Source organism: Acinetobacter kanungonis (assembly GCF_009939195.1).
GTDB classification, from domain to species: domain Bacteria; phylum Pseudomonadota; class Gammaproteobacteria; order Pseudomonadales; family Moraxellaceae; genus Acinetobacter; species Acinetobacter kanungonis.
The window spans coordinates 156076-175721 of record NZ_JAACKC010000002.1 but is presented as its reverse complement, the minus strand read 5'-3'; the positions used below and the strand labels follow the sequence as shown (position 1 = coordinate 175721).

Genomic DNA, 19646 nt, shown 5'->3' with positions numbered 1-19646 from the left:
TTTATTGTGTTGCTGCTGAACCCTACGACTTAAACCGTATGTTCAATTTGTGATTTTCAAATCAGACTAGCAAAGAAAACTTTGACCACCAATGCAGATTGGTGCACGATGGTTGTGCAATTTTGCACAGGATGTGGAAAATAAAAAATGAAAGTGGATTGGGATCATCTACAGTTTTTTTTGGTCTTGGCGCGTGCCAAAACCCTGACCAATGCCGCGAGGATTATCGGGGTCGAACACAGTACTGTGGCACGGCGGGTACAAGCATTGGAACTGGCATTAGGCACACCGCTGTTTAAACGAGAAGCCACAGGCTATGAACTGACGGTAGATGGCATGGCGCTGGTTCCTCGCGTCGAGCAAATGGAACAGGCCTTTTTGCAGATTGAAAAACCGCAGCAACCGCTCGAAGGTCGGGTCAGAATTGGCGCACCTGAAGGTTTTGGTACCGCATTTTTGACCCAGTTATTGGCCGAACTGTCACAGCAATTTCCACTGCTGACCATCGACCTGATTCCCGTTCCCAAAATGATTAAGCTGTCGCATCGCGAAGCCGATATTGTGATTTCAATTGACCGTCCTAAATCGGGTCCTTACATCATTACCCGTCTGACCGATTATTGTCTGAAAATTTATGGCAGCCAAAGCTATCTGACACAACATCCCCCGATTCAAAACATGCAAGATTTAGCCCATCACCGCTTTGTGAATTATATTGATGATCTGATTTATAGTTCCGAACTGTATTGCTTGGAACGCTTACCGATTCCACTGACCGCCAATTTCCGCAGCAGCAGTATTTTGGCGCAGCAAATTGCGGTAAACGCAGGGGCTGGACTGGCGATTTTGCCGCAATTTTTAGCCCATGATCAACCCAATCTGGAGCAAGTACTGGCTGAACAAGTCCGCTTTACCCACACCTTCTGGATGCTGACCTTTGTCGATTTACAGCATGAACCACGGATTAAACTGGTCTGGGATTATCTGCGTAAACAGGCCGATCTGAAGCAACGGATTTTAATGGATTAAGCGGTCAACGCCAGCTACGTACCCTCAATACTCGCCCATTTCGATACGACGGGTCAGCTGTTCCAGACGATCCACTTTCTGGCTTTGCGGCAAAACACGGCACACCATTTCAGCGGTGTAGTCCACCGCAGTATTTGGAATAATCGGGCGAGCCTGACTGGCGGCATAATTCTGGCTACTAATTAAGGAGCCATTTTTCTTGAAATTGGCAGAGGAACGAATGCTGTATTGTTCATTGTCGCAGCCCACACGGTATAACGCCAAGGAATAATCGCCCAGCTCCAGACCATCTTTTTCTTTATCATTTTTAATCAGATATTTGACCCAGTATTCGACCTCATTGCTCTTGGCATCGAGGACTTTGACCCGATTAAAATCGACATAAATGAATTGCGAGCGATCGTAATTTGCATTAACAAAGGTCCACTCGGCACATGCAAACACACTCCAAAATAAACTGAGACAACTGATCAGCACACGATTGAACACCATACTCTCCCCCAGATAGGCGCAAGGGATTATAGCAACTCCATGGCTTAAATCACATGATAAAACCAAACTAAGATACTGAAATAATTAAATTAATATGCTTTTTATTTCAGCATTTTCAGCACAGATTCGGCAGCAATCTCATAACTATTCCACACTCCAGCACCGACTCTGTGGCTTATGTAGCACCCTGATGACAGACCATTTGTAACATGCTGGCAAAATTAATCGCCAGTTGGGTTGCCAAATGCTGCTTATAAATGACCGCCAGCCCAACCGTCGGTGCAGGCGATGCAAAAGGACGATACACCACACCCTGAATTTGTAATTGCTGTGACGACTCAGGCACCATCGACACCCCTAAATTGGCGGCCACCAAGGATAAAATCGACACGATTTGTGGGGCGCTCTGCCCCATTTTCGGTTCAAATCCCGCCTGCTGACAGGCATCGAAAATGGCATCATACAAGCCTGCACTGACACTCCGTGGTGACACAATCAACTCCTGTTCACGCAAACATGCCACCTGTAGCGGCTGCTCGCCCTGTGCCAGATCCCGGCGTACAGAAACTGCGGCAATCAGGGCTTCATCCAGTAAATGCTGCATGGCCAAACTGGCATGAATTTGTTTGGGTGGGCGAATAATCGCAATATCCAGTCGATCTTCCAGCACATAGTCAATCAATTTAAGTGAGTTGGCTTCTTCCAGTTTTAAACCCACTTTCGGATACTGCTGCTGATAACGACGAATACTTTCGGGAATCAGCGGATTGAGCATCGAAGTGCCTGTAAACCCAAGACGCAACTGCCCCACTTCACCATTGGACACATGTCGTGCCAGCTGAATCGCATCCTCCAATTGGTGTTGCAGCGGTTCGACAGCCGTGAGAAAAGCCTGTCCAACCTCGGTCAGCACTACGCCTTGTGAGGTGCGTAAAAACAGTTCAGCTCCAATGCAATCTTCCAGATCGCGGATTTGCATACTTAAAGGTGGCTGGCTCATGCACAAACGCTGTGCCGCGCGGGTAAAGTTTTTTTCTTCGGCCACAGTTAAGAAATAGCGGATATGGCGCAGCTCAATATTCATATATAAAACATATATTGCTATAGACTCAAATATATTAGAAAGATAATCAGACCACTGCTAGGCTTATTCTGTAATTGATCATAAGCGCCACACCTTTTGGCGACTGGAAATTCAGATGCTCAGCCCCGCCTCATCAAGTCAAGAACTTGACCCTCTCCCGCCCCTTTCCGAATCTTGGATTCAGTCTGGGACAGCCACCTATTACCGTGCAGGACTTGCCCTTTTCTTGGTGGGATATGCCAGTTTCTCGCTGATTTACTGTGTGCAACCACTGCTGCCTGCCTTTACTGAAACTTTTGCAGTCAGCCCTGCCAACAGTGCACTGGCCTTGTCGCTCACCACTGCCTTTTTGGCAGTTTCAATTGTACTGTCCAGCGCCTTTTCACAGGCTTTAGGACGTCGCAATGTGATTTTCACCTCAATGGTCTGTGCAGCAGCACTGAATATTTTGGCGATGTTTATTCCACACTGGCACACCTTTCTCGCGACACGCGCACTAGAAGGTTTTGTGCTCGGTGGCGTACCTGCTGTAACCATGGCATGGATTGCCGAAGAAATGGACCCCAAAGCCTTGGCACAAACCATGGGGCTGTATATTGCGGGAACGGCGTTTGGCGGCATGATGGGTCGGGTCGGCATGGGCATGCTGATTGAATGGGTCAACTGGCAAACCGCACTGGGTATATTGGGCATGCTGTGCTTGCTCTGCGCATTCGGCTTTGTTTATTTACTGCCACCTTCCCGCCATTTTGTGGCCAAAAAAGGACTGAATTTAAACTTTCACCTGCAAGCATGGTGGTCGCATCTCAGTCGTCCTACGCTCCTGCGCCTGTATGCCGTCGGCTTTGTGCTGACCAGTATTTTTGTGACCTTGTTTAATTACATTACCTTCCGTTTGGATGCTGCCCCCTATTTTCTCAGCCAAACGCAAATCAGCCTGATTTTCCTGTCTTATAGTTTGGGGATGGTATCTTCATCACTGGCAGGTGGCTTGGCACAGCGTTATGGTCGGCAAAGTATGGTGATTCTAGGCTTTGTCTGTATGGGACTGGGTATTACCTGTACCTTGGCACAGAACCTCTGGGCAATTATTTTCGGCATCGCCTTGATTACCACAGGCTTCTTTATTGCACATGCGCTATGTAGTGGTTTGGTCGGTGCAGCGGCACAAAACCATAAAGGACATGCCACCTCCTTATATCTACTGTTCTACTACCTCGGTTCGAGCATTATCGGTTCGGCTGGCGGCTGGTTCTGGTTACATGCAGGCTGGCTGGGGGTGGTATTCCTCACACTCGGCTTAGTACTGGCAGGCATTGTACTCTGCCTGATTCAAATTCGTCTGCAATCGCCTGTTTAAATCGGCTTCATCTCTTCTTCAAGGAACAACGGCTAATCATGTTGAGTTTATTTGTTTATGGCACTTTAGGACCAAATCGTCCCAATGCACACATTCTAGAAAATATCGGTGGAACATGGGCAGAGGCCTATGTACATGGCGAGCTACAGCACAAAGGCTGGGGTGCAGAATTGGGCTTTCCAGGCATTGTACTGAAAGATGATGCGCCTGCCGTACACGGTTTTGTGTTTTTCTCGGACAATTTAGCCCAACACTGGACCGTGCTAGATGAATTTGAAGGTGACGGCTATGTGCGTAGTCCTATACAAGCCAGCTTAGTTTCAACAGGTGAACAGATTAACACGTGGGTCTACAGCCTAAAATAGCCTGAATTTTAGACGAAAAAAGAAGATGGCGAGTCGCTTGGATGCAATTCAACATCCTGAATATTCGATCGTTCATTTTTTGGCTTGCATTCAAAACAACTTAATGTAAAATGCACTGCACAAGATGCCGGCATAGCTCAGTTGGTAGAGCAACTGACTTGTAATCAGTAGGTCCACAGTTCGAATCCGTGTGCCGGCACCATCTACTTAAGCTCACTATTTATAGTGGGCTTTTGTTGTTTTTAGCCCTGCATTTTTTATTTCTTCTGTGCACTCACCTGCACATACTGCACCATGCCCTGCGCCCATAATTTCTGACACAGTTTTGCCGTCAGCTTAATTTTCATCACATCAAAAGCCGTGTGTTGTTCGCCTGTCTGTGCCGTGTTCTGCTGCTGAATATATCGAGCGAAACCACCAAATACAGCTTCGGATAAATCTTCAAGCTGAATGTGTTCAAATCCTGCCTGTGCTAACTGTTGCTGTAACGCCATGTGATCGGGCAGATCTTTTAAATTCACATCTGCCGCTTTGAGTAATAGCGCCAACTGCATTTTTTCCACGGCATTTGAATTCAAAAATTTTGGACTCAACATTAAGTAATGAAATGCCAAACGCCCTTTTGAATTCAAAACGGGAGACACTCCGCTTAAAAATGAATTCAAACTGCTGTGATAGGCCGCATCTATACACAGCACTACATCAAAAGGGTACTGAAAGGGAATTTGTTTTAAATTCAAAAAAGACTGGCAATAAATCTGTTGCGGTTCGGGGAAGATGGCTTGAATGCGTTGCACACATTCGGCTTGCAGTTCGACTGCTGCAAGGTGTTGAATCTGATAATGCTGCCGCCAATGCAGCACGCTTGCGCCTTGCCCACAACCCAGATCCAGCACATGATCGGATGCAGTTAATTGCACACTCTCTGCCAGATGATCGGCTAGGGCACGGCAAGCGTCGGGATAGGTCTGCGCTGCGTCAGACCAATAGCCCAAATTGCTCCACGCCAGTTCGCTACTGTCCCCTAATAATTTTGCATTGATGGCATATTTATGTTGGGACACTTCTGCGCGAAGCTGTTGGAGCCATTTCATGATTACTTAGTAGCCGAGTTGCGGAGCAACCTCTACTTTAGGCTTTAAGCCCACAAACGGCAATGGTGCACCAAAAATCTCGGCAATATTCATGGCCGACGTCACCGCAGATTCCAAGATTGGTAAACCATCACATGACCACGAACCGCAATAGAACACTTTACGATCGGCCTGCTTGTGGCGTTGTTGCAACTGTTTATTCAATGCTACAGTTTCTGAATTCACCACCGCACGGGTCAAAGTCACACTGGAAATGATCTTTTTCGGATCAATTTCAGTGACAGGACGCCAAGTTTGGAACACCGGATTTTTACCCACAAGGCTTGGCTCAACCGCATTTAACCAGACGGTGAATTGCTGACGGGTAAACTTACGATCCATCATATAGCTCAATACCGCCCAGTCTTTACGCTTTGGTGGCATCACCGATGTGTCGGTATGAATCACCAATTGACCTTGTTCAAATTTAAATTGCTTCAACAAATCAATATCTTCTTTAAACTGATCTTGATCGAGGAAAGTGTCAATTTTGTTGGTTGGCGTCGCAATCACTGCACGATCAAACTGGTAGGTTTCCCCAGCAGAATTTTCCACCTGCACTTTATCGCCTTGCTGTTTCACATGGGTAATTGCAGAACCGCTACGAATTTCAATGCCTTGAATCAGCTTATCTACCAGCGCTGGTGTGCCACCCTGCATACGAAGCAAAGCATCACCATCCGTCAATTGACGCAAGAAGGTCAATAGGGGTTTTGCTGGCCAGTCGCCAATGGTTTTCGGGTTACAGGTACAGATGGTATACAGCACAGGCATCACCGCACCGTGCCAGAACACTTCTTCAATATCATTCTGATTAATGAATTCAGCCAGCGTAATATCTTGATTGTCTGATTTAAAGAATTGCGAAATGGCCGTTTTCAACTGCAACATGCCTTTCACCAAACGCCAACCGTACTGCTTGATGCCTTTACGGTTATTGATGATTGGGAAATTGCCAATACGGGTACGGGTGGTGGTCAACCACGTTTCGGTTTTGTCTTCAAATAACCAGCTGCACGCCATATAGGTGCGTACTGGGAAGGTCTGAATGCCTAAATAGGTCGCCAGACTTAAAGTATTCTTCCACAAATGCGGATTCATGACACGTAAAGGCGCATCAATCAATCCACCCTCAAATTCGGTACTGTGACTATCCATTCCACGGCCTGGTAAGGCTTCAAAAATTGTAATGTTATGTCCAGCATCTTTAAGAATTCTCGCGGTAGCCAGCCCAGCCATGCCACTACCAATAACTGCAATATCCAAAGTTATTATCCGTCAGTTACACATTAAGGAAATTATGTACCAAGGGCAGACAAAACAGACTATTAAAAAGTGCCAGATTCCGCGCTTTTAAAATTCGCTAACAAAATAATTTCAGAGCGTTTTTTTGATTTTATTTTTAAGTATATTTTTTAAACAAACTCTATTTTTAAATTATTAAAATTTTATTTTTTGTTTAAAATTAGTTAATTATATTAACCAATATTTTACCACCCATTTTACAAACACAGCAAAAGCAGGTATCATACGCCGCAGAAAAATGACAACTTCATCACACTATACAAAGTAGGACACTATGCAAATCTAATTCATAACAATGGTGTCACCCAGAACAAAACTTACAGCGCAAAAAGCCCCGATTCACCTCGGGGCTTCTTCTTTTTGGATGGATATAAAACAACGAAAGAGTGGCGAAATGATTTAGCGCACACGCTCTTCCACAGGGATTTCACCAAATTTTCCTTGGTTAAAATCTTCAAAAGCCTGAATAATTTCCTGTTTGGTGTTCATTACAAACGGACCATAACCCTGAATCGGCTCATTTAAGGGCTTGCCGGTCAAAATCAGGAATTTGGCATCGGTCACAGCTTCTAGCTGAATCTGGGCTTCGCCATCCTGAGCAAACAGTACAATGGAGTGATCCAGCACTTTTTGCTGACCATTCAGCAGCATTTCACCTTGAAGCACCACCACCAAAGTGTTGTGATCCACAGGCACAAATACCTGTTCAGCATGTCCTTCTTTTAAGGCACCATCCCAGACATTCACTGGTGTAAATGTTGATGCTGCGCCAGCATGACCTGCATATTCACCTGCAATCACGCGCAAATGCCCTGCCTCATCGTCAAATGCAATCACCGGAATCTGTTCTGCTTGAATGGCTTGATATTGCGGTGCGGTCATTTTATCGGCAGCAGGTAAATTCACCCACAACTGCACCATTTCAAACAAACCGCCTTGCGCTGCAAACTCACTCGAATGAAACTCTTCATGCACCAAGCCCGAGCCTGCGGTCATCCACTGCACATCACCTGTTTGAATGGTGCCGCCACCGCCACTGGAATCTTTATGCGTTACCGCACCTTGGTAAGCAAGGGTCACGGTTTCAAAGCCACGATGTGGATGCGAACCGACACCATGTTGTGCCGTGGTCGATTTGAATTCATAAGGTGCCGCATAATCCAGCAACAAGAATGGGCTGATCGCCTGACCTAGACGGTCATAAGAAAACAGGTTTCTGACTGGGAAACCGTCACCGACCCAATGCATATTTTGGTTACGGTACACGCCTGTAATTTTTTTCATTTCAAAACTCCTATCTCTAGGACTTAACATGCAGGCATCTTAGGAATTTTAAAGCGCTGAACCTAGTCAGCTTGTGCGATACACCATTCTATTTTTAAAACGATAAAAAGTAGATGTCGTATTTGTCGCAGAAGTTCTAAACATAACAAAACTCACGCAAGAACAAGACAATCCTGAGTGCTTATTCAGATTAAGCTCAAATGGCTGTTCCCACCAAAACAACAACAATATCGCCAAGTTCAATCTTGAAAAAATCAATTGGCGTAGACCACGCATAACACAGATGAGGAATCAGGTATGGGTACTCCCTATGTTCGTTTAGATAAAGACAATGCTGCCGTACTGTTAGTAGATCATCAGACAGGACTGCTGTCACTGGTACGCGACATCGACCCCGATAAATTTAAAAATAATGTACTGGCTTTGGCTGATGCAGCCAAATATTTCAACTTACCCACAATACTCACCACCAGTTTTGAAAATGGTCCAAACGGTCCACTCCTTCCAGAATTAAAAGCCATGTTCCCTGATGCGCCTTATATTGCCCGACCAGGACAGATCAATGCTTGGGACAATGCCGATTTTGTTCAGGCAGTTCAAGCGACAGGCAAAAAACAACTGATTATTGCGGGTGTGGTGACCGAGGTTTGTGTGGCTTTTCCAGCCCTATCGGCACTCGCAGAGGATTTTGAAGTCTTTGTCATTAGCGATGCTTCAGGCACATTTAATGCCCTGACCCGCGATGCAGCATGGGAGCGCATGTCGCAAGCAGGCGCACAACTGATGACTTGGTTTGGCATGGCGTGTGAATTACATCGTGATTGGCGTAATGATGTTGAAGGTTTGGCGACCCTATTTTCAAACCATATTCCTGATTATCGTCATTTAATGATTAGTTTTGATCAAAATAACTCGTAAAATAATGCCCCAATGGCTGAAACAGCCAAATGATCGCCAAAAAAAATCCAGAACCTTAAGTTCTGGATTTTTTAAATTCAAAGCATTTTCGACTTAGATTTTTCCAATCAGGTCAATTGAAGGTGCTAAAGTCGCATCGCCTTCTTTCCATTTTGCAGGGCAAACTTCGCCTGGGTGAGCATGTACATACTGCGCCGCTTTAACTTTACGCAATAATTCTTGCGCATCACGCCCTACACCACCGGCATTAATTTCAATAATCTGGATTTTCCCTTCAGGATCAATCACGAAAGTACCACGATCTGCCAGACCTTCTGCTTCAATCAGTACTTCAAAGTTTTTCGCCAACACCCAAGTCGGATCGCCAATCATGCTGTACTGAATTTTCTTGATTTCTTCAGAACTGTCATGCCATGCCTTATGCGTGAAATGGGTATCGGTCGACACTGAGTAAATTTCTACACCCATCTTTTGGAATTCAGCGTAGTGATCGGCTAAATCGCCTAATTCGGTTGGACAGACAAAAGTGAAATCGGCAGGATAGAAAAAGACAACGGACCATTTGCCATAAAAATTCTGTTCAGATACTTGAACAAATTCACCATTTTTATAAGCAGTGGCGTTGAATGGTTTGACTTCAGTATTGATTAAACTCATGTGTTGTTTCTCGGTCTCTGTAACGGTGTTTGTTTAACTTGAAACCAAGAATAAGGAATTTTACTACATAGGTAAAACCGTAGTTTTTTATAATTTTAATCGGTTTTATAGATTTATAATTTAGATAAAATCTTTTATTTCCATCTATTTCTTCGATCCCAATAAAAATGCTGGTGACAACCTCAGCCATCACCAGCATTTTGAACCATCAGCAAAAATTATGCTGTAGTGTCAGTCACATCGATACACATGTACTTCATTTCCAAGTACTCTTCGATGCCCCACTCTGAACCTTCACGACCTAAGCCAGATTGTTTCACACCACCAAACGGCGCAACTTCATTGGAAATGGCACCCGTGTTGACACCGACCATACCGTATTCCAAGGCTTCGCCGACACGCCATTGACGTGCTGCGCTTTGGGTAAAGATATAGCTGGCCAAACCAAACTCGGTATCATTCGCCATCGCAATTGCTTCTGCTTCCGTTTCGAAGCGGAATAATGGCGCCAATGGACCAAAGGTTTCTTCTTTCGCAACACGCATGTCTTGCGTTACATCACGCAATACTGTTGGTTCGAAGAAGGTCTTGCCTAAAGCATGCAATTGACCACCAATCAGCACTGTCGCACCGTTCGCTTTCGCATCATCAATATGTGATTGCACTTTAGCAACAGCTTTGGCATCAATCAGTGGACCTTGAGTCGAGCCTTCTACGCGACCATCACCCACTTTTAATTTCGCCACTTCAGCCACTAAGCGCTCGCACAGTGCATCATAAATGCCTGCTTGCACATAGATACGGTTGGCACAGACACAGGTTTGACCGCTGTTACGGAATTTGCTCATCATGATGCCTTGTACGGCTTGATCAAGATTTGCATCATCAAATACGATCACGGGTGCATTACCACCCAGCTCTAAAGAAAGCTTTTTAATGGTAGGTGCACATTGCTGCATCAAGATACGACCGACAGGTGTCGAACCTGTAAAGCTCAGCTTACGCACCACATCGCTATTACACAAGGTTTGACCGACTTCAGCAGAATCACCACTAATGTTCAACAACACATCTTGTGGTAAGCCTGCTTGTAATGCCAACACTTCTAAAGCATACGCGGTTAACGGCGTTTGTTCTGCTGGTTTCACCAACATTGAACAACCCGCCGCAATTGCAGGTGCTGCTTTACGGGTAATCATTGCAGCTGGGAAGTTCCACGGCGTAATAGCCGCAGTTACACCAATCGCTTGCTTGATCACCACCAAACGCTGATGCGCTTGTGTTGGAGAAAGCACGGCACCATCAATACGACGCGCTTGCTCGGCAAACCAACGAATAAATGATGCTGCATAAGCAATTTCACCACGTGCTTCAAGCAATGGTTTGCCTTGTTCAGCCGTGAGTAACTGTGCCAAGTTTTCCTTGTGTTCAAGCATCAACTCGTACCACGCCCACAATACATCGGCACGTTGTAAAGCGGTTTGCTTTTTCCATTGTGCTTGTGCGTGTTCAGAACGGGTAATGGCAGCTTCGACACCAGCACGGTCATAGGTTTTCACCCATGCAAGGCTTTCACCTGTCGCTGCATCTTGAACTTCGATATAGTCACTTGAAGCAGGCGCTTCAAGTGCAATATCAGGATGTGCTAATAAATATTGCAATCCTTGTTGAATCATGCTGATTGCTCCGCAGTTTGCGCCCCAACAGTCTCTGGAAGTGCCAGTGAATCAAAACCTTGTTTTAAGATGTCTAATGCTTGGCGGAATTGTTCTGTTGGAATGGTTAATGGATATAAGAAACGAAGAACGTTTCCATTTTTACCACAAGTCAACAACAACAAACCTTTCTGCATTGCAAAAGTTTGTACAGCTTTTGCGATGTCGGCATTTTCAACTTCAACAGCCACCATTGAACCCAATGCACGAACATCGTTCACAATCGTGGTTTCAGCTTGGATTTGTTTCAACAACGTTACTAATTCGTCACCCAAGACATTGGCACGTTCGCATAGCTGTTCTTCTTGAATCGCATCAATCACCGCGTGCGCTGCTGCAACTGCAATTGGGTTACCTGCATAAGTACCACCTAAACCACCTGGGTTTGGTGCATCCATCACGTCTGCGCGACCTACAACACCTGAGATTGGGAAACCACCGCCCAAGCTTTTCGCCATGGTGATTAAGTCTGCCTTAGTTTCGTAGTGATCCATTGCGTACAATTTACCTGTACGTGCAAAACCAGTTTGAACTTCGTCAGCAACCAATAAAATACCGTGTTGATCGCAAAGCGCACGTAAACGCTTTAAGAATTCCGCAGGAACAACGTTAAAACCGCCTTCACCTTGAACTGGCTCAAGGACAATCGCTGCAACGTCATGTGCTGCAACATCTTCACTGAAAATGTTTTCAACGCTTTCAATCGCTGCATCAATAGAAATACCTTTAGATGCAACTGGGTAACGTGCGTGGAATACGCCTGCTGGCATCACACCAAAATCACGTTTGTACGGTGCAGTTTTACCTGTCATTGCCATGGTCATGAATGAACGACCGTGGAAACCGTTACCAAAAGTAATAATGCCGTGACGACCTGTATATGAACGCGCGATTTTTACCGCATTCTCAACCGCTTCTGCACCTGTGGTGAAGAATGTGGTTTTTGCTGGACCATCAATCGGTGCAAGTGCGTTAATACGCTCAGCCAAAGCCACATAGCTTTCATATGGAGTTACTTGGTAAGCCGTGTGCGTGAACTTGGTTAATTGTTCAGTCACTGCTGCAATCACTTTCGGATGACGGTGACCTGTATTTAATACCGCGATACCACCTGCGAAGTCGATGTATTGGTTGCCTTCCTTGTCCCAAATCGTGGCATTTTCAGCTTTTTCTGCATACCACTGACACATCACGCCTACACCGCGTGGAGTTGCTTGCTGTTTACGTGCGTTGAGTGCAGAATGTTGAGTATCCATTATTTTTCCTCATTTTTTCATCATCAATTACAGCTTTGGTCTATGCATCCCTTCGCCTTATTTCAGGATGCTTTACAATGACTGCCTATGACTGTAATTTCGCGCTTCTTGCGTCAACTGACGAGAGCCACTTTTTAACTGTAGGAGAGAGCCAATTGCGTAGTTTGTTAGGCGACCATTTGTTACACCGTCTCCAACAGGATACTGCGGGTAAACTGCATCAACGTTTATTCCGTTGTTTGCGAGGAGCAATCACCGAAGGCGTGATTCAACCCAAAACTCGCCTGCCCGCTTCTCGTGATTTGGCCAGTGAAATTAAAGTCTCGCGCAATACCGTGCTGTCTGCCTATGAACAACTGCAAGCCGAAGGCTATCTAGAAGCCCGTACAGGACATGGCACGTGGGTGGCAGAACATTTGCCTGAAGTGTTTTTAAATACCATTCACGGTAAAAAAACCGAAGGCATTGCCAAAGCCAAAAAAAATGCCTCGCTCTCGCAACGTGGCGCACTGGTATTTGGTCATGCCGCAGCATCGCCGCATCAATGGGGTGCATTTGTGCCGGGTGCACCTGATGTGACCGAGTTTCCGCATCAAATTTTTAGCCGCATTCAGGCGCGCTTGAACCGTGAACCTGATATTACGCAATTGATTTACAGCAATGCGGGTGGCTGTATGGAGCTGCGCAGTGCTGTGGCAGACTACTTGAGGGTCGCGCGTTCAGTGCAATGCGATACCGACCAAATTATTATTACCGAAGGCATTCACCAAGCCATTGATCTGGTGTCTCGTGCGCTGTGTGATATTGGCGATCAAGTCTGGATTGAAGACCCAGCTTACTGGGGCATGCGTAATACCCTGCGCATTAACGGGCTGGATATTCATCCCATGCCTGTGGATGCCGATGGCATTATTCCTGAACAAAATCCAGAAAAGCCGCCGAAACTGATTTTTGTCACCCCTTCGCATCAGTATCCTTTGGGTTCACACCTGAGTTTAGAACGCCGAAAACAACTGTTAAGCATTGCTAAACAAAATAATAGCTGGATTGTGGAAGATGACTATGACAGTGAGTTCCGCTTCTCAGGACAGCCTTATCCGTCATTGCAAGGTTTAGAGCCTGACTCGCCCGTAATTTATATGGGGACTTTCAGTAAAACCATTTACCCTGCACTGCGGATTGGTTACTTGGTGGTGCCACGCTCGCTGTTCTCTCCATTACGGGTCTTGGCTGCGGAACTGTACCGTGGCGGACATTTGCTGGAGCAGCGTGCCTTGGCGGAATTTATTCGTGAAGGGCATTATGAGGCGCATATTCGTCGTATGCGCTTACTGTATGGTAAACGTCGCGCCTACTTGGTCGATTTAATCAATCGCTATCTCGGGCCTGAATTTGTGCATGAATACAATGATGCTTCAGGACTGCATTTGGTGTTGAAACTGCCTGAGCACTGCGATGATGTCGGCATTGCCTCTTCTGCCTTGGAGCGTGGCATTAAAGTCCGTCCACTGTCGCAATACTATATGCACTCACATGCACGCGCGCAGCGTGGACTGCTAATGGGCTTTGCCTGCGTAAATGAACGCGATATGGTGATGTCCTTTGGCGTGTTGCTGCAATGCTTGCGTGAAGCTGGGGTTCCCACCCTGAATTAAACTGATCCCCTGTAGAAATAAAAAGAGTCTCCTAATTGGAGACTCTTTTTTTAACTTGGTCTAAGCAAGGCTTAAACCAGTTCTTCTTTATGGGTATGCGCAAGATGAACAGCTCTACGCTCCTTCCCCCAGCCCAGCTTTTCCGACAAGAAGCCAAAGAAGACAATGGTGCCAAACAATGCTGTGGTGTAGATCACTTCTTTGAAATAAGTGCCTTCAATCAGCATGGTCAGAATCGCCCCAATAATCGCAATGATTACCGCATAGGTCACATAAGGGAATAACCACATTTTAAAGTCAATTTGCACCCCTTGTGCTTCCAGCTTTTTACGCATACGCAGTTGCGAATAGGCAATGGTCAAGTACACATACAAGGTTGCTGCACCTGTGGTGAGCATGAAGAAGTCATAGACATCCATACTCTTGGTTGCAGTTAACACTACCGCAATTACCGAGAAGATACAGGACACAATCACACCTACAGATGGACTACCATGACGGTTGATTTTGCCAAAGCTCTTCGGTGCATCACCACGTTTAGACAAAGAGAAGATCATACGTGAGCAGGTATACAATGCCGAGTTAAAGCAGCTACATACCGAAGTCAGTACCACGAAGTTCACAATATGACGCGCACCTGGAATGCCAAGAGCAGTCAAGGTCACGCTGTACGTACCCCAAGTTGAATCTTTCAACAGTTCGTTGTTGTGTGGAATCAAACAAACCGCAACAAACATCGAACCCACGTAGAACAACACAATTCGCCAAACCACCGAGTTTGAAGCTTTACGAATTTCTTTAGATGGATTTTCAGATTCAGCCGCTGCAACGGTCACAATCTCAGCCCCGATGTAGGCGAACATCACACCCAGCAAGGCAGTAATCACTGAGGATGCACCATTTGGCATAAAGCCTTCAGCCGTCAAATTGCTGATACCTGATGCAGTCGGATCACCCCAAGGCCATAAATGCATGATGGCTAAGCTACCGATCACAAGGAAGATCACAATCGCAATCACTTTGACCAATGCAAACCAGAACTCAAACTCACCGTAATTTTTCACGTTCTGTAAATTGACGGCAACCAAAGCAACTATCACCACCACCATATAGGTCCAGATCGGAATAAACGGGAACCAGTTATTTAAAATTTTACCGGCAACATAGGCTTCCCATCCCATGAGCATGGCTAAAGTACACCAGTACAGCCAGCCAATTGAAAAACCAGCCCAACGACCAATTGCACGGTCGGCATAAGTTGAAAAAGAACCACTATCAGGATTTAAAACCGCCATTTCACCAAGCATACGCATGATGAACCAAACCAATAAACCGCCGAGTGCGTAAGTGAGAAAAACAACTGGTCCAGTGTTGTAAATAATACTTCCTGAACCGACAAAGAGAGAGCCGCCAATAACACCCGCAATCGAGATCATGGTCAAGTGGCGTGACTTAAGCCCATTATTTAAGCCTTGGGAGCCTTTGGACTCAGACGTATTTTGATGTCCAGCCATACAATTTTCCTTAACATGATAGGAATATTGGTGTCACAGAGTGAGTTCACCCTAGGTCATCCCTATTCCTAAATACTTGGTGAATTTGCCCAACCGCCTGAGGGAGAGGATTGTGTGGGCAAATCCGACGTTTCCGTATGCATACTTCTAATAGGCTTAATTTGTCGTTTTGGCACTCAAGAAACGAGAGCCATTTTTCTATAGAAAGAAAGAGCCAATTGCTTTTTTAATGCACTGTTTTTGTGCGTTTTTGTAATTTGTTTCCGTGTGCCGTGTCTAATTTAAACTAAAATTCAGCGACCAAAGTCATTAAAAATAATAACTTAAGCAGAAAATTTCCTATCTAAATTAATCCACTTGTACAGGAGCCAATTCATGAACCTCGCGAACGGCTTATCCTCTAGAACTTTAGTATAGCGCGCAAATTATTTAGCTGAACTAAATAAAAAAACCTTCCTAGCTGGGCTAAGAAGGTTTTGCTTGTTTACATCAATGGGATGAAGGTACTTGAATCCGATTAAAACGGTAAGTCATCATCTAAATCTGCGGGAGCAGGTGCTGCTGGCGCCGCTTTTGGTGCAAAGCCACCCGGATTATTATTACCATAACCCGCTTGGTTGCCACCGCCCTGATTGTTGTTAAAACCGCCTGCGTTGCCATAACCTTGGTTGTTATTATTGTTGTTATAACCTGTGTTATTGCCATAACCACTGCTCTGGTTATTGTTAAAACGCGGTTGGTTAAAACCAGCATTATCGCCTGGAACACCTTCGCCTTGCTGACGGTTCGAGTCGAGCATTTGCATTTGCTCACCACGAATCTCAGTCGTGTAACGCTCTTGTCCGTTTTGGTCTGTCCACTGGCGGGTACGCAATGAACCTTCAATATACACTTTAGAACCTTTACGCAAATATTGCTGTGCAATTTCACCTAAACGGTTGTGCAACACAATGCGATGCCATTCCGTTTGTTCTTTACGTTCACCTGTGCTTTTGTCAGTCCAAGAATCGCTGGTTGCGATTGAAAACTGAGTAAGCGAGCCCCCATTTGGAAAAGTTTTCGTTTCAGGATCACGACCTAAAGTTCCAACTAAAATAACCTTATTTACACCACGCATCTGCTGACTTCATCCTATTTGTTTCTATATTTTACTTTATAAGAGTTATGCTTAAATGGCTACCTCTTTCCCCAACAAGTGCGTTAAATGTTGTCGCGCAGCTTCATCAATGCGCTGCTTATCTACTTTTATATACGCCACATGCTGGTCCGACATCACCACGACTTCTTCAATACCACGAATTGCCAAAAGCTGAGAAGTCCATTCATCCGTTTGTTTGCTTTCAGGTAAACGCAACACAATAGACGAAAGATAACGCGGCTGAGCCAGCCCAAAACTAATGAGCAACCAAATTATAGCAATAGCCGTCAGGATACTCCAACCCATTGCGGTGTTATTCAGCATCAATAACTGACCGCCGAGCGTACCACCAAAAAAAGCCCCTAAAAACTGGCTGCTGGCATTTACACCCATGGCGGTGGCTTTGGATTGAATCGGTGCTGCCTTAGACAACCAAGACGGCAATAAGGCTTCCATGACATTAAAGGCAATAAAAAATAAACCCAGTCCAGTCAATAAGATATATTTCGACTCATAACCAAAAATCAGGGTGATTAAACCGAGAATAATGCCTGCAATCGCGGTCAGGAAAATACTGCGCATTTTGCGATATTTTTCCGCCACAATAATGCTTGGAAAGGCAAAAAACAGACTGATCACCAGCAGCGGTAAATAAATGAGACCATGCTTTGCCAACGGAATTTGAGCAAACTCAATCAACTGTGAAGGCACATAAATAAACATTGCTGTCAGCAACAAATGCAGGGTAAAGACCGACACATGCAGACGGTTGAGATCGGGCATTTTCAGCACTTGCTTCAATTGTGCCAAATAGCCTTGCTGGAAATTTTTATGGTGACGGGTCACTTTCGGCACCAACAGCAACATTGCAATCGCGGCCAAACCCATAATGGTCGTGACCCAAAACAGACCCGAAATGCCCACCAGACTGGTCAGCCACGGTCCCAAACTAAACGCCACCACAAAGGACAAACCAATACTCATGCCCATGGCTGCCATGGCTTTGGTGCGCTGTTCTTCACGCGTGACATCTGCCAGCAATGCCATCACCACCGCAGAAACGGCGCCCGCCCCTGCAATCGCCCGTCCAATAATCACCCCATAAATGGTGTCGGACATCGCGGCAACGGCACCGCCAATGGCAAACAATAACAGCCCCAGCACCACCAAAGGTTTACGGCTAAAGCGGTCGGCAATCAGGCTAAATGGAATTTGTAAAATGGCTTGGCTCAGACCATAAACCCCGACGGCCAAACCAATTAACGCAGGAGTAGCGTATTGATACGACTGACCAGCCACAGAAAAGACTGGAATAATCATGAACAAACCCAACATGCGCAAGGCAAAAATACTGCTTAAGGCAAAGGTCGAGCGGCGTTCTAAGGAATTCATCATATCAATAGACTTAATGGCGTTGAATTTGGGAGCTATGCTACAACATTCGGACATGAATGCGTTGCGATTCTGGAATTATCTCAAGAAAAAAGGGCGCAATTCAATGCACCCTTGATTCTACTCTGTGGACATTTCGTTCACATGAAAAAGCTTAGCCGTGTTGCCCTTGGCGTTTGCTGTATTGAATGGAAGCAATGATTGCCCAAACAATAAAGGCCACACCAATCAGACCCGTGACCACTTCTGGAATATGTACCCCAGTACCGCTCGCCAACATAATGAACGCCAAAGCACCAATGGCATAATGCGCACCATGCTCAAGGAAGATATAGGCATCCAGCGTGCCCTTTTCAACCAAATAAATGGTCATGGAACGCACGAACATCGCGCCAATTGCCAGACCCAGCATAATGATGACCACATCTGAAGTAATCGCAAAAGCACCAATTACACCATCGAAACTGAACGAAGCATCCAGCACTTCCAGATAAATAAAACCACCTAAGCCCGCTTTAATCACCCCTGTCGATGCACCACTGGCATCATGCGCCACGGCATTACCATCTTCGTCAATTTCAGGTTCACCCCCAAGCAAATGACTGAGGACTTGCACCCCGATATAAATCACGATGCCCCAGATGCCCGCCATGGTCACCACCAAGCGTTTCGCCTCATCCACATTGGAAGCCATGATCAATAATGCAATCAGGGCAACAAACACCGACATCGCAGGCACATTCGCCAAGTTACTTAAACGGTGCTCCAGCCATCTGAACCAATGCGTATCTTTGCCTTCATCCAGAAAGAAGTTGAGGAATACCAGTAACAAGAACGCGCCACCAAAAGCCGCAATTTCAGCATGATGTGCCATCAATTTTTCAGAATATTGCTGTGGCTCATTGAGTGCCATTTTGACCACTTCGATCATGCCCATGTCCGCAGTGACTGCAACAATCACAATTGGAAATACCAGACGCATACCAAATACGGCAATCACAATCCCAAGCGTTAAGAAAATCATTTTCCAGAAATGATCCCAACCTCTCAGAACTGACGCATTGACCACCGCGTTATCGAAGGACAAAGACACTTCCATCACAGCCAAAATGGCGGTAATGGTCAAGGCAGTAAACATGGTCTTCAAACCCGCTTCTGGACCATGGGTAAAGCCCCAGTAAGCAGAAATGGCAAGACACACAATCGTAAAAAAGATAGAGAAACCAAAATGTTTCATCATAACGAAGTGACCTATGGATAATAAGAGTGCTATAGCCTGACTACAGCTTTAGAATTTATGCGCGTTATTATGCCGCGTTTAAACGCCAAACCAAAATTATTCCGCTATT

17 protein-coding genes and 1 tRNA gene are annotated in these 19646 nt (G+C 45.6%); 6 read left to right on the top strand and 12 right to left on the bottom strand.

What is annotated here, in order from left to right; all coding sequences use genetic code 11:
* The first annotated feature begins 147 nt into the window (after positions 1-147).
* Positions 148-1029, top strand: coding sequence for a LysR family transcriptional regulator (locus GWK51_RS05010; RefSeq protein WP_161932917.1), 882 nt, complete (start codon positions 148-150; stop codon positions 1027-1029).
* A gap of 24 nt (positions 1030-1053) precedes the next feature.
* Here GWK51_RS05010 and GWK51_RS05005 read toward each other — a convergent pair whose 3' ends face one another.
* Entirely contained in the window at positions 1054-1521 is a 468-nt protein-coding gene (locus GWK51_RS05005; RefSeq protein WP_161932916.1) for a surface-adhesin E family protein, read from the bottom strand.
* 175 nt (positions 1522-1696) lie between these two features.
* The gene (locus GWK51_RS05000) at positions 1697-2599 is read right to left on the bottom strand and encodes a LysR family transcriptional regulator (RefSeq protein ID WP_161933068.1); all 903 of its coding nucleotides are present in this window, start codon (positions 2597-2599) and stop codon (positions 1697-1699) included.
* A 121-nt stretch (positions 2600-2720) separates the two neighbouring features.
* Between GWK51_RS05000 and GWK51_RS04995 the strand changes: the two genes are divergently transcribed.
* The 3 genes from GWK51_RS04995 (at position 2721) to GWK51_RS04985 (ending at position 4532) form a co-directional block, all read left to right on the top strand.
* Positions 2721-3965, top strand: a complete 1245-nt coding sequence (locus tag GWK51_RS04995; protein ID WP_161932915.1) for an MFS transporter — start codon at positions 2721-2723, stop codon at positions 3963-3965.
* A gap of 38 nt (positions 3966-4003) precedes the next feature.
* Positions 4004-4330 (top strand): gamma-glutamylcyclotransferase family protein, encoded by a 327-nt coding sequence (locus tag GWK51_RS04990; protein ID WP_161932914.1) that lies wholly within the window; start codon positions 4004-4006, stop codon positions 4328-4330.
* A 126-nt stretch (positions 4331-4456) separates the two neighbouring features.
* A tRNA-Thr gene (locus GWK51_RS04985) sits at positions 4457-4532 on the top strand.
* Positions 4533-4587: 55 nt separating this feature from the next.
* Here GWK51_RS04985 and GWK51_RS04980 read toward each other — a convergent pair.
* The 3 genes from GWK51_RS04980 to GWK51_RS04970 all read right to left on the bottom strand — a co-directional run bounded on the left by GWK51_RS04980 (position 4588) and on the right by GWK51_RS04970 (position 8052).
* Positions 4588-5424 carry an SAM-dependent methyltransferase gene (locus GWK51_RS04980; RefSeq protein WP_161932913.1) on the bottom strand — a complete coding sequence of 279 codons (837 nt, stop codon included), beginning with the start codon at positions 5422-5424 and terminating at the stop codon, positions 4588-4590.
* Between the two features lie 6 nt (positions 5425-5430).
* Complete coding sequence (locus GWK51_RS04975; RefSeq protein ID WP_142767602.1) at positions 5431-6729, bottom strand: FAD-dependent oxidoreductase; 1299 nt, start codon at positions 6727-6729, stop codon at positions 5431-5433.
* A gap of 438 nt (positions 6730-7167) precedes the next feature.
* Positions 7168-8052 (bottom strand): pirin family protein, encoded by an 885-nt coding sequence (locus GWK51_RS04970; RefSeq protein ID WP_161932912.1) that lies wholly within the window; start codon positions 8050-8052, stop codon positions 7168-7170.
* 297 nt (positions 8053-8349) lie between these two features.
* Here GWK51_RS04970 and ycaC point away from each other — a divergent pair, with 297 nt between their 5' ends.
* Complete coding sequence (gene ycaC / locus GWK51_RS04965; protein WP_161932911.1) at positions 8350-8970, top strand: isochorismate family cysteine hydrolase YcaC; 621 nt, start codon at positions 8350-8352, stop codon at positions 8968-8970.
* 93 nt (positions 8971-9063) lie between these two features.
* Here the strand turns inward: ycaC and ahpC are convergent, their stop codons facing one another.
* From ahpC to gabT, 3 genes are all read right to left on the bottom strand, one after another.
* Positions 9064-9627, bottom strand: coding sequence for an alkyl hydroperoxide reductase subunit C (ahpC, locus tag GWK51_RS04960; protein ID WP_142767600.1), 564 nt, complete (start codon positions 9625-9627; stop codon positions 9064-9066).
* 218 nt (positions 9628-9845) lie between these two features.
* Positions 9846-11303, bottom strand: a complete 1458-nt coding sequence (locus GWK51_RS04955) for an NAD-dependent succinate-semialdehyde dehydrogenase (protein WP_161932910.1) — start codon at positions 11301-11303, stop codon at positions 9846-9848.
* Positions 11300-12598 (bottom strand): 4-aminobutyrate--2-oxoglutarate transaminase, encoded by a 1299-nt coding sequence (gabT, locus tag GWK51_RS04950; RefSeq protein ID WP_161932909.1) that lies wholly within the window; start codon positions 12596-12598, stop codon positions 11300-11302. Before gabT ends, GWK51_RS04955 begins: the two co-directional genes overlap by 4 nt.
* A gap of 155 nt (positions 12599-12753) precedes the next feature.
* Between gabT and pdxR the strand changes: the two genes are divergently transcribed.
* Positions 12754-14253: a MocR-like pyridoxine biosynthesis transcription factor PdxR gene (gene pdxR / locus GWK51_RS04945; protein ID WP_213064531.1), complete on the top strand. Its 1500-nt coding sequence runs from the start codon at positions 12754-12756 to the stop codon at positions 14251-14253.
* Between the two features lie 71 nt (positions 14254-14324).
* On the opposite strand, the gene GWK51_RS04940 is transcribed toward pdxR, so the two are convergent.
* The 4 genes from GWK51_RS04940 to GWK51_RS04925 all read right to left on the bottom strand — a co-directional run bounded on the left by GWK51_RS04940 (position 14325) and on the right by GWK51_RS04925 (position 19537).
* Entirely contained in the window at positions 14325-15767 is a 1443-nt protein-coding gene (locus GWK51_RS04940) for an amino acid permease (protein ID WP_100241223.1), read from the bottom strand.
* 517 nt (positions 15768-16284) lie between these two features.
* Positions 16285-16884, bottom strand: a complete 600-nt coding sequence (ssb, locus tag GWK51_RS04935) for a single-stranded DNA-binding protein (protein WP_142767597.1) — start codon at positions 16882-16884, stop codon at positions 16285-16287.
* A 51-nt stretch (positions 16885-16935) separates the two neighbouring features.
* Positions 16936-18300 carry an MFS transporter gene (locus GWK51_RS04930; RefSeq protein ID WP_161932908.1) on the bottom strand — a complete coding sequence of 455 codons (1365 nt, stop codon included), beginning with the start codon at positions 18298-18300 and terminating at the stop codon, positions 16936-16938.
* A 151-nt stretch (positions 18301-18451) separates the two neighbouring features.
* On the bottom strand, positions 18452-19537 hold the full coding sequence (locus GWK51_RS04925) for a DUF475 domain-containing protein (protein WP_161932907.1): 1086 nt from the start codon (positions 19535-19537) through the stop codon (positions 18452-18454).
* Positions 19538-19646 lie beyond the last annotated feature (109 nt).